This window comes from Stenotrophomonas sp. STEN018 (genome assembly GCF_056760235.1).
The window spans coordinates 80,649-92,980 of sequence record NZ_JBRREK010000013.1; the positions used below are offsets into that span (position 1 = coordinate 80,649).

The window sequence follows — 12,332 nt, forward strand, 5'->3', positions numbered from 1 at the left end:
AATGTTGCAACCCAAGCGAACCAAATACCGCAAGATGTTCAAAGGCCGCAATGACGGTCTGAGCTGGAGCGCGAATGCCGTCAGCTTCGGCGAGTACGGTCTGAAGGCTACTGCCCACGGTCAGCTGACTGCGCGTCAGATCGAAGCGGCTCGCCGCTCGATCAGCCGCTACGTCAAGCGCGGTGGCAAGATGTGGATCCGTGTGTTCCCCGACAAGCCGATCACCAAGAAGCCCATCGAAGTCCGAATGGGTGCTGGTAAGGGTGGCGTGGAATACTGGGTCGCTCAGATCCAGCCGGGCCGCATGATTTATGAAGTCGAGGGCGTGACCGAGGAAGTGGCACGCGAGGCGTTCCGCCTGGCTGCTGCCAAGCTCTCGGTTACCACCACTTTCGTAACCCGGACGGTGCGCTGATGGACATCAAACAACTCCGCGAGAAGTCGGCTGACGAACTCAAGGTCCACCTGACCGACCTGCGTAAGGAGCAGTTCTCGCTCCGTATGCAGCAGGTCACTGGCCAGCTGCCGAAGACTCACGAAACCCGTCGGGTGCGCCGCGAGATTGCTCGCGTCAAGCACCTGATCGGCAGCACGAAGTAAGGATGGCTGCTATGAGCGAAAATACTGAAAGCAAGTCGCTGCGCACGGTCGAAGGCCGTGTCGTCAGCAACAAGATGGACAAGACGGTCACCGTGTTGGTGGAGCGCCAGGTCAAGCACCCGTTGTACGGCAAGTACATCAAGCGCTCGTCCAAGCTGCACGCACACGACGCCGACAACACCTGTAAAGAAGGTGATGTCGTTCGTGTGACCGAGATTGCTCCGATGTCCAAGACCAAGAACTGGCGCGTGGTGGAAGTCATCACGCGTGCGGCTGAATAAGGAGATCTGACTCATGATCCAGATGCAGAGCTACCTTGATGCTGCGGACAATTCCGGTGCCAAGGAACTGATGTGCATCAAGGTGCTTGGTGGTTCCAAGCGCCGTTATGCCCACATCGGCGACATCATCAAGGTCACCGTGAAGGACGCAATCCCGCGCGGCAAAGTCAAGAAGGGTGAAGTGTATGACGCCGTCGTGGTGCGTACCCGTAAGGGTGTGCGTCGCGCCGATGGCTCGCTGATCCGTTTCGACGGCAACGCTGCGGTCCTGCTCAACAACAAGCAAGAGCCGATCGGCACCCGCATCTTCGGACCGGTGACCCGTGAACTTCGTTCTGAGAAGTTCATGAAGATCGTCTCGCTCGCTCCCGAAGTTCTGTGAGCGCCAGGAGATAATCATGGCTAACCGTATCAAGAAGGGCGACCAGGTTGTCGTCAACACCGGCAAGGACAAGGGCAAGCAGGGCGAAGTCGTCCGCGTCGACGGCGATCGTGTGATCGTCGCCAACGTGAACATCGTCAAGCGCCACACCAAGCCGAACCCGCAGGCAGGTGTTGCCGGCGGCGTGGTCGAGCGTGAAGCGTCGATCCATATCTCCAACGTGAATGTGCTGAACCCGGCTTCGGGCAAGGGCGAGCGCGTTGGCTTCAAGGTGCTGGAGGATGGACGCAAACTGCGTGTGTTCCGCTCCAGCGGTGAGGCGCTTGACGCCTAAGGACTGACCGATGAATTCACGTCTCGAAAAGTTTTACAAGGAAGAAGTGGTACCGGCGCTGACCAAGCAGTTCGGTTACACCAATCCGATGCAGGTCCCGCGTCTGGTCAAGGTCACCTTGAACATGGGCGTTGGTGAAGCTGCGACCAACAAGAAGGTTCTTGAGAACGCCGTTGGCGACATGACCAAGATCACCGGCCAGAAGCCGGTCATCACCAAGTCGCGCGTCTCGGTGGCATCGTTCAAGATCCGTGATGGTTGGCCGATCGGCTGCAAGGTCACGCTGCGTCGTGACACCATGTTTGAGTTCCTGGATCGCCTGATCAACATCTCGCTGCCGCGCGTGCGTGACTTCCGCGGCGTGTCGGGTCGTTCGTTCGACGGTCGTGGCAACTTCAACATGGGTGTGAAGGAACAGATCATCTTCCCGGAAATCGACTTCGACGCCGTCGACGCGATCCGCGGTATGGATATCGCCATCACCACCACCGCCAAGACCGACGCGGAAGCGAAGGCGCTGCTCGCAGCGTTCAAGTTCCCGTTCCGTAACTGATTCGTCGAGGATACCGAAATGGCAAAGACCTCAATGGTCAACCGCGACATCAAGCGGAAGAAGCTGGCTCTGAAGTTCGCCGACAAGCGTGCAGCTCTGAAGAAGATCGTGTCCTCCGTGGACGCGAGCTACGAAGAGAAGGCTGAAGCCGTGATCAAGTTGTCGAAGCTGCCGCGCGATTCGTCGCCGAGCCGCCATCGCAACCGTTGCGAACTGTCGGGTCGTCCGCGTGGCGTGTACAGCAAGTTCGGCCTCGGCCGTAACAAGCTGCGCGAAGCCACCATGCGCGGTGACGTGCCGGGCCTGCGCAAGGCAAGCTGGTAAGTAACAACCGGGTCGGGCCGCAAGGCCCGATCAGGTCGCCGGAAGGGCAACCTGAAGGTAAAGCAAAAAGTCCGACGCAAGTCGGGCTTTTTGTCGTATAATCCCGCTCCTTGCCTGCCCGAAACAGGCGGCAGGTGCGTCAAGGGCCCTGGCCCATCCCAGGAAAACACAAGATTTTCGCGAAAGCGGATATCGGTGCACTCAAAGGTATTTACATGAGCATGACTGATCCCATCGCCGACCTGCTGGTACGCATTCGAAATGCGGCCGCGGTTGGCAAGCAGACGGTGAAAGCCCCGTCGTCCAAGGTCAAGGTGGCTATTGCCCAGGTCCTGAAGGATGAGGGTTACATCACTGACCTGCGCGTCAATAACATCGAAAACAACAAGGCCGAGATCGAAATCGTCCTGAAGTATTTCGAAGGCAAGCCGGTCATCGCGACCCTGAAGCGCTTCTCGCGTTCGGGCCTGCGCCAGTACCGCGGCAAGTCCGAGCTGCCGAAGGTCATGAATGGCCTGGGTATTTCGATCATTTCCACCTCCAAGGGCATCATGACTGATGCGCAGGCGCGCCAGTTGGGCGTCGGCGGCGAAGTCCTGTGCTTCGTGGCCTAAGGGAAGGAGTCCACTATGTCCCGTGTAGCCAAGAAGCCGATCAACCTGCCCAAGGGCGTTGAACTGACCATCCAGCCGGAAGTTGTGAGCGTGAAGGGCCCGAAGGGCACCCTGTCGCTGAACAAGACCGCTGGCGTTGAAATCACTCTCGACAACGGCGTTGCCACGCTGAACCCGAAGGACATTTCCTTCGACGCGCTGGCTGGCACCGTGCGTGCGATCCTGGCCAACATGGTGCAGGGCGTGTCCGAAGGCTTCGAGCGCAAGCTTGAGCTGGTTGGCGTGGGTTACCGCGCTGCCATGCAGGGCAAGGACCTGAACCTGTCGCTGGGCTTCTCCCACCCTGTCCTGTTCGTGGCGCCGGAAGGCATCACCATCACGACCCCGACGCAGACCGAAATCGTCGTGCAGGGCGTGGACAAGCAGGTTGTTGGTGAAGTTGCCGCCAAGATCCGTGGCTTCCGTCCGCCGGAGCCCTATAAGGGCAAGGGTGTGAAGTACGCCGGTGAAGTCATCATTCGCAAGGAAGCCAAGAAGGCCTAATTCTTAGGTTTTCAGCTTTCGAGGATAAAGAACATGAACAAGAACATCGCACGTCTGCGTCGCGCCAAGTCGACCCGTTCGCACATCCGTACCCTGGGTGTGGCACGTCTGTCGGTCCTGCGCACCGGTCAGCACCTGTACGCACAGGTCTTCACCGCCGACGGCTCGCTGGTGCTGGCTGCTGCCAACACCGCACAGGCCGACGTCAAGGAAGGCCTGAAGAGCGGCAAGAACATGGAAGCCGCCGTCAAGGTTGGCAAGCTGATTGCAGAGCGCGCCAAGGCTGCCGGTATCGAGAAGGTCGCTTTCGACCGCTCGGGCTACCGCTACCACGGTCGCATCAAGGCTCTTGCTGATGCTGCCCGCGAAGGCGGCCTGCAGTTCTAAGCAATACAGGAAAGGGGCCTTTGGCCCCTTTCCGCCTGCCTGCCGGTACGGGTTTGTACCGGGCGCCCTTCGTTCTTCTGCAGCGTCTGGCGATTCATTGCGTCACTACACAACCATAAGCGGCTTCGAGCCGTACATAACCCAATCAATCAAGGAATCGAAATGGCAGAAGAACGTCAGCAGCGGGGTCGCGATCGCGACCGTAACCGTGAAGAAAAAGTCGACGACGGCATGATCGAAAAGCTGGTCGCGGTCAACCGCGTCAGCAAGACCGTCAAGGGCGGTCGCCAGTTCACCTTCACCGCACTGACCGTGGTCGGTGATGGCGAAGGCAAGGTTGGCTTCGGTTACGGCAAGGCACGCGAAGTGCCGGTCGCCATCCAGAAGTCGATGGAGCAGGCTCGCAAGAACCAGGTCAGCGTTGATCTGAACAACGGCACGTTGTGGCACACCATCAAGGATGGTCACGGCGCAGCTCGCGTGTTCATGCAGCCGGCTTCGGAAGGTACTGGCGTCATCGCCGGCGGTGCAATGCGTGCCGTGCTGGAAGCCGTTGGCGTGAAGAACGTGCTGGCCAAGGCTGTGGGTTCGCGTAACCCGATCAACCTGGTCCGTGCCACCCTGAAGGGTCTGGCAGGTGCACAGTCCCCGGCCCGTATTGCTGCCAAGCGCGGCAAGAAGGTGGAGGATCTGAACCATGGCTAATGAAGTCGCCAAGACCGTCAAGGTGCGCCTCGTGCGCGGCCTGCGTGGCACCCAGTCGCGTCACCGCCTGTCGGTGCGTGCTCTGGGCCTGAACAAGCTCAATGATGTGCGTGAACTGAAAGACAGCCCGCAGGTTCGCGGTCTGATCAACAAGGTTCAGTACCTCGTCCAGGTTGAGGAGTAATCGACCATGACTATGCGTCTCAATGAACTGAGCCCGGCACCGGGCGCTCGTACCGTGCGCACCCGCGTCGGTCGCGGCATCGGCTCCGGCCTGGGCAAGACCTGCGGCCGCGGCCACAAGGGTTCGTTCGCTCGTAAGGGCGGCGGCAAGATCAAGGCTGGCTTCGAAGGCGGCCAGACCCCGATGCAGCGTCGTCTGCCGAAGATCGGCTTCTTCTCGCACAAGGCCAAGGACACTGCAGAAGTGCTGTCCTACCACCTTGATCGTCTGGAAGCTGGCGAGATCGACCTGGCCGCACTGCGTGCAGCCAAGCTGATCCCGTCGACCGCGAAGAAGGCCAAGGTCGTCTTCAAGGGCGAGCTGAGCAAGGCATTCACCCTGAAGGGTATTGCTGCTACTGCCGGCGCCAAGGCCGCGATCGAAGCTGCCGGCGGCAGCGTACAGGAGTAACTGGAACATGGCGCAAGCTGGCATCGGTAACCTCGCGGCAGGGGCAGGCAAGTTCACTGAACTTCGCCAACGCCTTCTGTTCGTACTTGGGGCATTGCTCGTCTATCGCATCGGCTGTTATGTGCCGGTGCCGGGCGTCAATCCCGAGGCCATGCTTGCGCTGATGCAGGCGCAGGGCGGCGGCATCGTGGACATGTTCAACATGTTCTCGGGCGGCGCCCTGCACCGTTTCAGTATCTTCGCGTTGAATGTGATGCCGTATATCTCGGCATCCATCGTGATGCAGCTGGCGGTCCACATCTTCCCGGCCTTGAAGGCCATGCAGAAGGAAGGTGAGTCGGGTCGTCGCAAGATCACCCAGTATTCGCGCATTGGCGCGGTGCTCCTGGCGGTAGTGCAGGGCGGCAGTATCGCGCTGGCACTGCAGAACCAGGTATCGCCGGGCGGCGCACCGGTGGTGTATGCCCCGGGTATGGGCTTCGTGTTGACCGCTATCATCGCGCTCACCGCAGGCACCATCTTCCTGATGTGGGTGGGTGAGCAGGTGACTGAGCGTGGCATCGGCAACGGTGTGTCGCTGATCATCTTCGCAGGCATCGTGGCTGGCTTGCCGGCTGCTGTGATCCACACCGTCGAAGCCTACCGTGACGGCAACATGAGCTTCATCTCGTTGCTGATCATCGTGCTGGTGGTGCTGGCTTTCACCTACTTCGTGGTGTTCGTGGAGCGCGGTCAGCGTCGTATCACGGTCAATTACGCCCGCCGTCAGGGTGGCCGTAACGCCTATATGAACCAGACCTCGTTCCTGCCGTTGAAGCTCAACATGGCAGGCGTGATTCCGGCGATCTTCGCATCCAGCATCCTTGCCTTCCCGGCAACGCTGGCGATGTGGTCCGGTCAGGCCAGCTCGGCCACGTGGCTGCAGAAGGTGGCAAACGCGCTGGGTCCGGGCGAGCCGCTGCACATGATCGTCTTCGCTGGCTTGATCACCGGTTTTGCGTTCTTCTACACCGCGCTGGTGTTCAATTCGCAGGAAACCGCTGACAACCTGAAGAAGTCGGGCGCGCTGATTCCGGGCATTCGTCCGGGCAAGGCCACCGCTGATTACATCGATGCCGTGCTGACCCGTCTGACGGCTGCTGGCTCGCTGTACCTGGTGATCGTCTGCCTGCTGCCGGAAATCATGCGCACCCAGCTCAACGCCTCGTTCTACTTCGGCGGCACCTCGCTGCTGATCGTGGTGGTGGTGGTGATGGATTTCATCGCACAGGTTCAGGCACATCTGATGTCGCACCAGTACGAGAGCCTGTTGAAGAAGGCCAACCTGAAGGGTGGCAACCGCGGCGGTTTTGCACGCGGCTGATTCACCGGTTATACTTTCCGCTTCATAGCGAGAAACCCGCTCCGGTTCCCGGGGCGGCTTTCCAAACAGAAGGGCGGCCCCTGCAGCGGTTTCGGGTGGGGGTGTGATGTGGTTGTTCCGCGCGGGAGTAGCGCGGGCGGCTTGGAGACCTCTCTCCTTGCCAGGCACATCCGGCGCCGGAGCATGGGCACACTCCCCACGCCGGGCTTGTGGAACTGTATGTTCCACGGGCTTCCAAGCAAACCGAAGCCTTGTTAGTATCGCTAGTTCACATTTTTGATCCATCCTGCCGGATTGGCGCGCCTCATGGTGCGTATTCGGCCATCACTCAGCTGGAGAACCGCGTCATGGCGCGTATTGCAGGCGTCAACCTGCCAGCCCAGAAGCATGTCTGGGTCGGGTTGCAAAGCATTTACGGCATCGGCCGTACCCGTTCGAAGAAGGTCTGCGAAGTCGCAGGCGTTGCTTCGACCACCAAGATCCGCGATTTGTCGGAGCCGGAAATCGAGCGCCTGCGTCTCGAAGTCGGCAAGTACATTGTCGAAGGCGATCTGCGCCGCGAAATCGGTATCGCAATCAAGCGTCTTATGGACCTGGGTTGCTACCGCGGCCTGCGTCATCGTCGCGGTCTGCCGCTGCGTGGCCAGCGTACCCGTACCAACGCCCGCACCCGTAAGGGTCCGCGCAAGGCGATCAGGAAGTAAGGGACCTAAGAAATGGCTAAGCCCGCTGCTGCAAAAACCAAGAAGAAGATCAAGCGCGTCATCACTGATGGCGTTGCCCACGTCCACGCTTCGTTCAACAACACCATCGTGACCATCACCGACCGTCAGGGCAATGCACTGTCCTGGGCGACCTCCGGTGGCGCTGGCTTCCGTGGTTCGCGTAAGTCGACTCCGTTTGCTGCTCAGGTTGCCGCCGAAAAGGCTGGCAAGGCTGCGCTGGATTACGGCTTGAAGTCGCTGGAAGTCCGCATCAAGGGTCCGGGTCCGGGCCGTGAGTCGGCCGTACGTTCGTTGAACAACGTCGGCTATAAGATCACCAACATCATCGACGTGACGCCAATCCCGCACAACGGGTGCCGTCCGCCGAAGAAGCGTCGCGTCTAAAGGAGCGATAAGAAATGGCTCGTTATATCGGTCCTACCTGTAAGCTCGCCCGCCGCGAAGGCGCCGACCTCTCTCTGAAGAGCCCGGCCCGCGCGTTGGATTCCAAGTGCAAGCTGGAGCAAAAGCCCGGCCAGCACGGCGCCACTGCCCGTAAGGGCAAGCTGTCCGACTACGCTACCCAGCTGCGCGAAAAGCAGAAGGTCAAGCGTATCTACGGTCTGCTGGAGCGTCAGTTCCGCAACTACTACAAGAAGGCCTCGACCAAGAAGGGCAACACCGGCGAGAACCTGCTGCAGTTGTTGGAAACCCGTCTGGACAACGTCGTCTACCGCATGGGCTTCGCAGTGACGCGTCCGGCTGCTCGTCAGCTGGTTTCGCACCGCGGTGTCACGGTCAATGGCAAGTCGGTCAACCTGGCTTCGTACCAGATCAAGGCTGGCGACGCGATTGCGCTGTCTGAGAAGGCTGCCAAGCAGCTGCGCGTCCAGGAAGCCCTGGTCGTTGCCGAACAGCACGACCTCAGCCCGTCGTGGGTCGAAGTCGATTCGAAGAAGTTCAGCGGCGTCTTCAAGGCTGTGCCGGATCGTGCGGACCTGCCTGCGGATATCAACGAAGCGCTGATCGTCGAGTTGTATTCGAAGTAATTCACAATGGAGAACCTCCGGGTTGCACCGGAGGTTCGCAGGAGAACCCGCAACATGACGGTTACCGCAAACCAGGTTCTGCGTCCTCGCGGTCCGCAGATCGAACGCCTTACCGAGACCCGCGCCAAGGTCGTGATCGAGCCTTTGGAGCGTGGTTACGGGCATACGCTGGGCAACGCCCTGCGTCGCGTGCTGCTGTCGTCCATCCCGGGCTTCGCCATTACCGAAGTCGAGATCGACGGCGTGTTGCACGAGTACACCACTCTGGAAGGCCTGCAGGAAGACGTGCTTGACGTCCTGCTGAACCTGAAAGACGTGGCGATCCGTATGCACACCGGCGACAGCGCCACCGTTTCCCTGTCCAAGCAGGGTCCGGGTGTTGTCACCGCTGCCGACATCAAGGTTGACCACAACGTCGAAGTGATCAACGGCGACCATGTGATCTGCAACCTGACCAAAGATACGTCGATCAACATGCGTCTGAAGGTCGAGCGCGGTTTCGGCTATCAGCCGGCTGCTGCGCGTCGTCGTCCGGACGAGGAGTCGCGTGCGATTGGTCGTCTGGTGCTGGACGCTTCGTTCTCGCCGGTCCGTCGCGTCGCTTATGCGGTGGAAGCCGCTCGCGTCGAACAGCGTACCGATCTGGACAAGCTGGTCATTGATATCGAAACCAACGGCACGATCGATGCCGAGGAAGCTGTCCGCACTGCGGCCGACATCCTCAGCGATCAGCTGTCGGTGTTCGGTGATTTCACCCACCGCGACCGCGGTGCGGCCAAGCCGGCCAACAACGGCGTGGATCCGGTGCTGCTGCGCCCGATCGACGACCTTGAATTGACCGTGCGTTCGGCCAACTGCCTCAAGGCTGAGAGCATTTACTACATCGGCGATCTGATCCAGAAGACCGAAGTTGAACTGCTCAAGACCCCGAACCTCGGCAAGAAGTCGCTGACCGAGATCAAGGAAGTGCTGGCCCAGCGCGGTTTGTCGCTTGGCATGAAGCTGGAGAACTGGCCGCCGGCCGGTGTCGCCGCTCACGGCATGCTCGGCTGATAAGTAATACCTGTTCCCCCGCATGGGCGACCATGCGGGGGAATATTGTTTCAGCAGTACCCGCATTGACGGTTAAACAACGCCGCAATGCCGGTCGTCCAGGACGGGCGACCAGGACCATCCGCAGTCCACTTTCAACGCCAGGATGGCGACAACGAAGTCCAACGTCTCACCATTAACCAAGGAATACACCCATGCGTCATATGAAGTCGGGCCGCAAGTTCAACCGTACCAGCGCCCACCGCGAAGCAATGTTCAAGAACATGGCTGCGTCGCTGTTCAAGCACCAGCTGATCAAGACCACCCTGCCGAAGGCCAAGGAACTGCGCCGCGTTGCCGAGCCGCTGATCACCCTGGCCAAGGTTGATTCGGTTGCCAACCGTCGTCTGGCGTTCGCCCGCCTGCGTGACAAGGAAGCCGTAGGCGTCCTGTTCACCATCCTGGGCCCGCGCTACGCCAACCGTCCGGGCGGCTACCTGCGTCTGCTGAAGTGCGGTTTCCGCGCTGGCGACAACGCTCCGATGGCTTACGTTGAACTGGTTGACCGTCCGGTCGCCGTTGCGGAAGAAGTCGGCGAGTAATCGCACGCTTCCGTCCATCGACGGATGCAAGAGAAGCCCGGCCTAGGCCGGGCTTTTTTGTTTATGTGGTTACAGCTGCCATCACTGCTGATCGCGCGCGGAGGGCCTGTTACTCTTGTTGCATTGTTCAATCCGGAAAGTTGCGATGAACCCTTTGCGTTGGAGTTTCCGTGCGCAGTGCCTGCTGGGCTTGCTGACCTGCGCTGGCCTGCTCGCATTTGCGATCTACATGCAGATCCAGATGGGGCTGGAGCCGTGCCCGCTGTGCATCTACCAGCGCATCGCATTTGCTGCCGTCGGCGTGTTGTTCCTGCTCGGCGCATTGCATGGGCCGACCAGTCGCGGCGGTCGCGCCGGCTATGGCGTGTTGACGTTCCTGGCAGCCGTGGTGGGCATCGGCATCGCCGGGCGCCACGTCTACGTGCAGTTGCTGCCGAAGGACCTGGGCAGCAGCTGCGGCCCGCCGCTGAGCTTCCTCGCAGAAACCATGGGCCCGTTCGAAGTGTTCCGTACCGTGCTGACCGGCACCGGTGACTGCGGCAACATCGATTGGACCTTCCTCGGCCTGAGCATGCCGATGTGGAGCCTGGTGTGGTTTGTGTTGCTTGCTGGCTGGGCGCTGTATGCCGGCCTGCGCACACGTAAAAAACGTTTGATCTGACTCTTTCACTTCTTCGATTGGTATCTGCATGAACGCTTCCTCCTCCCCGTCATCCGTCGCCACCGCCAGTAGCTGGGCGCCGGATAGCTGGCGTGGCAAGCCTGCGCTGCAGATGCCGACGTACCCCGATCCGCAGGCGCTGGAGGCGGCGTTGACCGAGCTGCGGCAGCTGCCGCCGCTGGTGACCTCGTGGGAGATCTTCGCGCTCAAGCAGCAGCTGGCCGAGGCGCAGGAAGGCAAGCGCTTCCTGCTGCAGGGCGGCGACTGCGCCGAGAACTTCGTCGACTGCGAATCGGGCACGATTTCAAACCGGCTCAAGGTGCTGCTGCAGATGAGCCTGGTGATGGTGCATGGCCTGCGCATGCCGGTGATCCGGGTTGGCCGTTTTGCCGGCCAGTACGCCAAGCCGCGTTCTGCCGATACTGAAACCCGTGACGGGGTGACCTTGCCCAGCTATCGCGGCGACGTGATCAATGCGCCAGCGTTCACCGAAGCTGCTCGCGTGCCCGATCCGCAGCGGATGATCACCGCGCATTCGCGTTCGGCGCTGACGATGAACTTCGTGCGTGCGCTGATCGATGGTGGTTTCGCCGACCTGCATCATCCTGAGTACTGGAACCTGGCGTGGATGCGCTGCTCGCCGTTGGCCGAGGAGTACCAGAAGATGGTGGTCTCGATCGGTGACGCGGTGCGCTTCATGGAGACCTTGTCGGGCTCGCAGGTGCACAACCTCAACCGCGTGGACTTCTACACCTCGCATGAGGCCTTGCTGCTGCCGTACGAACAGGCGCTGACCCGGCAGGTGCCGCGCCAGAGCGGCTGGTTCAACCTGAGCACGCATTACCCGTGGATCGGCATGCGCACCGCTGCGCTGGATGGCGCGCACGTGGAATACCTGCGCGGCGTGCGCAATCCGATCGCGATCAAGGTCGGGCCGTCGGTGCAGCCGGATCAGCTATTGCGTTTGATCGATGTACTGAATCCTGAAGACGAGCCGGGCCGGCTGAGTTTCATCCATCGCATGGGTGCGGCGCAGATTGCCGACAAACTGCCGCCGCTGCTGGATGCGATCAAGCGCGATGGTCGCCGCGTGCTGTGGGTCTGCGACGCAATGCACGGTAATACCGAGAGCACCAGCAACGGTTACAAGACCCGGCGGTTTGACAACATCCGCAGCGAAGTAGAAATGTCCTTCGACCTGCATGCAGCGGCCGGTACGCGCCTTGGAGGCGTGCACCTGGAGTTGACCGGCGAGGATGTGACCGAATGCACCGGCGGCGCGCGTGAGCTCACCGAGCGCGACCTGGAGCGTGCCTACCGTTCCAGCGTAGATCCGCGCCTGAACTACGAGCAATCGCTGGAGATCGCCATGGCCATCGTCCGCAAGCAAGGCTGACGGCTGCACCGGTAGTGCCGAGCCATGCTCGGCAGGGGCGTTACCGGCAGGGCGTCACCCGTAGTGCCGAGCCATGCTCGGCAGAGGCGTTACCGGTAAAGCATCACCCGTAGTGCCGAGCCATGCTCGGCAGAGGCGTTACCGGTAAATCCTCATGCCGAGCATGGC

General features: G+C 60.7%; 21 protein-coding genes. All 21 read left to right on the forward strand.

The genetic code is table 11. From position 1 onward, the window contains the following. Position 1: 1 nt before the first annotated feature. The 21 genes from rplP (at position 2) to ACVOMB_RS07490 (ending at position 12,164) form a co-directional block, all read left to right on the forward strand. Positions 2 to 415: a 50S ribosomal protein L16 gene (gene rplP, locus ACVOMB_RS07390; protein WP_057629593.1), complete on the forward strand. Its 414-nt coding sequence runs from the start codon at positions 2 to 4 to the stop codon at positions 413 to 415. Further along, complete coding sequence (gene rpmC, locus ACVOMB_RS07395) at positions 415 to 600, forward strand: 50S ribosomal protein L29 (protein ID WP_481530576.1); 186 nt, start codon at positions 415 to 417, stop codon at positions 598 to 600. The genes rplP and rpmC overlap by 1 nt, the downstream gene beginning before the upstream one ends. An 11-nt stretch (positions 601 to 611) precedes the next feature. Continuing rightward, positions 612 to 881: a 30S ribosomal protein S17 gene (gene rpsQ / locus ACVOMB_RS07400; RefSeq protein WP_481530577.1), complete on the forward strand. Its 270-nt coding sequence runs from the start codon at positions 612 to 614 to the stop codon at positions 879 to 881. 13 nt (positions 882 to 894) lie between these two features. After that, positions 895 to 1,263, forward strand: coding sequence for a 50S ribosomal protein L14 (gene rplN, locus ACVOMB_RS07405; RefSeq protein WP_019186153.1), 369 nt, complete (start codon positions 895 to 897; stop codon positions 1,261 to 1,263). 16 nt (positions 1,264 to 1,279) lie between these two features. Next, a complete protein-coding gene (gene rplX / locus ACVOMB_RS07410) occupies positions 1,280 to 1,597 on the forward strand; it encodes a 50S ribosomal protein L24 (RefSeq protein WP_017355416.1) in 318 nt (105 codons plus the stop codon). Positions 1,598 to 1,607: 10 nt separating this feature from the next. Then, positions 1,608 to 2,150, forward strand: a complete 543-nt coding sequence (rplE, locus tag ACVOMB_RS07415) for a 50S ribosomal protein L5 (protein WP_057629596.1) — start codon at positions 1,608 to 1,610, stop codon at positions 2,148 to 2,150. A gap of 18 nt (positions 2,151 to 2,168) precedes the next feature. After that, positions 2,169 to 2,474 (forward strand): 30S ribosomal protein S14, encoded by a 306-nt coding sequence (gene rpsN, locus ACVOMB_RS07420; RefSeq protein WP_481513037.1) that lies wholly within the window; start codon positions 2,169 to 2,171, stop codon positions 2,472 to 2,474. 215 nt (positions 2,475 to 2,689) lie between these two features. After that, positions 2,690 to 3,088, forward strand: a complete 399-nt coding sequence (gene rpsH, locus ACVOMB_RS07425) for a 30S ribosomal protein S8 (protein WP_346500430.1) — start codon at positions 2,690 to 2,692, stop codon at positions 3,086 to 3,088. 15 nt (positions 3,089 to 3,103) lie between these two features. Next, entirely contained in the window at positions 3,104 to 3,631 is a 528-nt protein-coding gene (gene rplF, locus ACVOMB_RS07430) for a 50S ribosomal protein L6 (RefSeq protein ID WP_481530578.1), read from the forward strand. A gap of 33 nt (positions 3,632 to 3,664) precedes the next feature. Further along, entirely contained in the window at positions 3,665 to 4,018 is a 354-nt protein-coding gene (gene rplR / locus ACVOMB_RS07435) for a 50S ribosomal protein L18 (protein ID WP_481530579.1), read from the forward strand. 162 nt (positions 4,019 to 4,180) lie between these two features. Next, positions 4,181 to 4,723 carry a 30S ribosomal protein S5 gene (rpsE, locus tag ACVOMB_RS07440; RefSeq protein WP_057629601.1) on the forward strand — a complete coding sequence of 181 codons (543 nt, stop codon included), beginning with the start codon at positions 4,181 to 4,183 and terminating at the stop codon, positions 4,721 to 4,723. After that, entirely contained in the window at positions 4,716 to 4,907 is a 192-nt protein-coding gene (rpmD, locus tag ACVOMB_RS07445) for a 50S ribosomal protein L30 (protein ID WP_481513035.1), read from the forward strand. The genes rpsE and rpmD overlap by 8 nt, the downstream gene beginning before the upstream one ends. A 6-nt stretch (positions 4,908 to 4,913) precedes the next feature. Beyond that, entirely contained in the window at positions 4,914 to 5,357 is a 444-nt protein-coding gene (gene rplO / locus ACVOMB_RS07450) for a 50S ribosomal protein L15 (RefSeq protein WP_481516750.1), read from the forward strand. Positions 5,358 to 5,364: 7 nt separating this feature from the next. Then, positions 5,365 to 6,720 (forward strand): preprotein translocase subunit SecY, encoded by a 1,356-nt coding sequence (gene secY / locus ACVOMB_RS07455; protein ID WP_481516749.1) that lies wholly within the window; start codon positions 5,365 to 5,367, stop codon positions 6,718 to 6,720. A 347-nt stretch (positions 6,721 to 7,067) separates the two neighbouring features. Continuing rightward, positions 7,068 to 7,424 (forward strand): 30S ribosomal protein S13, encoded by a 357-nt coding sequence (gene rpsM / locus ACVOMB_RS07460; RefSeq protein WP_057633111.1) that lies wholly within the window; start codon positions 7,068 to 7,070, stop codon positions 7,422 to 7,424. A 12-nt stretch (positions 7,425 to 7,436) separates the two neighbouring features. Next, entirely contained in the window at positions 7,437 to 7,829 is a 393-nt protein-coding gene (gene rpsK / locus ACVOMB_RS07465; RefSeq protein WP_057629606.1) for a 30S ribosomal protein S11, read from the forward strand. A 14-nt stretch (positions 7,830 to 7,843) separates the two neighbouring features. Next, a complete protein-coding gene (gene rpsD / locus ACVOMB_RS07470) occupies positions 7,844 to 8,473 on the forward strand; it encodes a 30S ribosomal protein S4 (RefSeq protein WP_057629607.1) in 630 nt (209 codons plus the stop codon). Between the two features lie 54 nt (positions 8,474 to 8,527). Then, positions 8,528 to 9,526 carry a DNA-directed RNA polymerase subunit alpha gene (locus ACVOMB_RS07475; RefSeq protein ID WP_481530580.1) on the forward strand — a complete coding sequence of 333 codons (999 nt, stop codon included), beginning with the start codon at positions 8,528 to 8,530 and terminating at the stop codon, positions 9,524 to 9,526. A 194-nt stretch (positions 9,527 to 9,720) separates the two neighbouring features. After that, on the forward strand, positions 9,721 to 10,107 hold the full coding sequence (gene rplQ / locus ACVOMB_RS07480) for a 50S ribosomal protein L17 (protein WP_303749039.1): 387 nt from the start codon (positions 9,721 to 9,723) through the stop codon (positions 10,105 to 10,107). Between the two features lie 145 nt (positions 10,108 to 10,252). Beyond that, positions 10,253 to 10,768 carry a disulfide bond formation protein B gene (locus ACVOMB_RS07485; protein ID WP_481530581.1) on the forward strand — a complete coding sequence of 172 codons (516 nt, stop codon included), beginning with the start codon at positions 10,253 to 10,255 and terminating at the stop codon, positions 10,766 to 10,768. A gap of 28 nt (positions 10,769 to 10,796) precedes the next feature. Beyond that, the gene (locus ACVOMB_RS07490; RefSeq protein WP_481530582.1) at positions 10,797 to 12,164 is read left to right on the forward strand and encodes a class II 3-deoxy-7-phosphoheptulonate synthase; all 1,368 of its coding nucleotides are present in this window, start codon (positions 10,797 to 10,799) and stop codon (positions 12,162 to 12,164) included. Positions 12,165 to 12,332: the final 168 nt, after the last annotated feature.

Excerpts from the sequence above, each read along its gene's own strand:
- rplN (WP_019186153.1), top strand. The coding sequence starts at position 895 with ATGATCCAGATGCAGAGCTACCTTGATGCTGCGGACAATTCCGGTGCC.
- rpsM (WP_057633111.1), top strand. The coding sequence starts at position 7,068 with ATGGCGCGTATTGCAGGCGTCAACCTGCCAGCCCAGAAGCATGTCTGG.
- rpsQ (WP_481530577.1), top strand. The coding sequence starts at position 612 with ATGAGCGAAAATACTGAAAGCAAGTCGCTGCGCACGGTCGAAGGCCGT.
- ACVOMB_RS07485 (WP_481530581.1), top strand. The coding sequence starts at position 10,253 with ATGAACCCTTTGCGTTGGAGTTTCCGTGCGCAGTGCCTGCTGGGCTTG.
- rplR (WP_481530579.1), top strand. The coding sequence starts at position 3,665 with ATGAACAAGAACATCGCACGTCTGCGTCGCGCCAAGTCGACCCGTTCG.
- rplP (WP_057629593.1), top strand. The coding sequence starts at position 2 with ATGTTGCAACCCAAGCGAACCAAATACCGCAAGATGTTCAAAGGCCGC.
- rpsE (WP_057629601.1), top strand. The coding sequence starts at position 4,181 with ATGGCAGAAGAACGTCAGCAGCGGGGTCGCGATCGCGACCGTAACCGT.
- rpsD (WP_057629607.1), top strand. The coding sequence starts at position 7,844 with ATGGCTCGTTATATCGGTCCTACCTGTAAGCTCGCCCGCCGCGAAGGC.
- rplX (WP_017355416.1), top strand. The coding sequence starts at position 1,280 with ATGGCTAACCGTATCAAGAAGGGCGACCAGGTTGTCGTCAACACCGGC.
- ACVOMB_RS07475 (WP_481530580.1), top strand. The coding sequence starts at position 8,528 with ATGACGGTTACCGCAAACCAGGTTCTGCGTCCTCGCGGTCCGCAGATC.
- rpsH (WP_346500430.1), top strand. The coding sequence starts at position 2,690 with ATGAGCATGACTGATCCCATCGCCGACCTGCTGGTACGCATTCGAAAT.
- rpsK (WP_057629606.1), top strand. The coding sequence starts at position 7,437 with ATGGCTAAGCCCGCTGCTGCAAAAACCAAGAAGAAGATCAAGCGCGTC.
- rpsN (WP_481513037.1), top strand. The coding sequence starts at position 2,169 with ATGGCAAAGACCTCAATGGTCAACCGCGACATCAAGCGGAAGAAGCTG.
- secY (WP_481516749.1), top strand. The coding sequence starts at position 5,365 with ATGGCGCAAGCTGGCATCGGTAACCTCGCGGCAGGGGCAGGCAAGTTC.
- rplQ (WP_303749039.1), top strand. The coding sequence starts at position 9,721 with ATGCGTCATATGAAGTCGGGCCGCAAGTTCAACCGTACCAGCGCCCAC.
- rpmC (WP_481530576.1), top strand. The coding sequence starts at position 415 with ATGGACATCAAACAACTCCGCGAGAAGTCGGCTGACGAACTCAAGGTC.
- rplF (WP_481530578.1), top strand. The coding sequence starts at position 3,104 with ATGTCCCGTGTAGCCAAGAAGCCGATCAACCTGCCCAAGGGCGTTGAA.
- rplO (WP_481516750.1), top strand. The coding sequence starts at position 4,914 with ATGACTATGCGTCTCAATGAACTGAGCCCGGCACCGGGCGCTCGTACC.
- ACVOMB_RS07490 (WP_481530582.1), top strand. The coding sequence starts at position 10,797 with ATGAACGCTTCCTCCTCCCCGTCATCCGTCGCCACCGCCAGTAGCTGG.
- rpmD (WP_481513035.1), top strand. The coding sequence starts at position 4,716 with ATGGCTAATGAAGTCGCCAAGACCGTCAAGGTGCGCCTCGTGCGCGGC.
- rplE (WP_057629596.1), top strand. The coding sequence starts at position 1,608 with ATGAATTCACGTCTCGAAAAGTTTTACAAGGAAGAAGTGGTACCGGCG.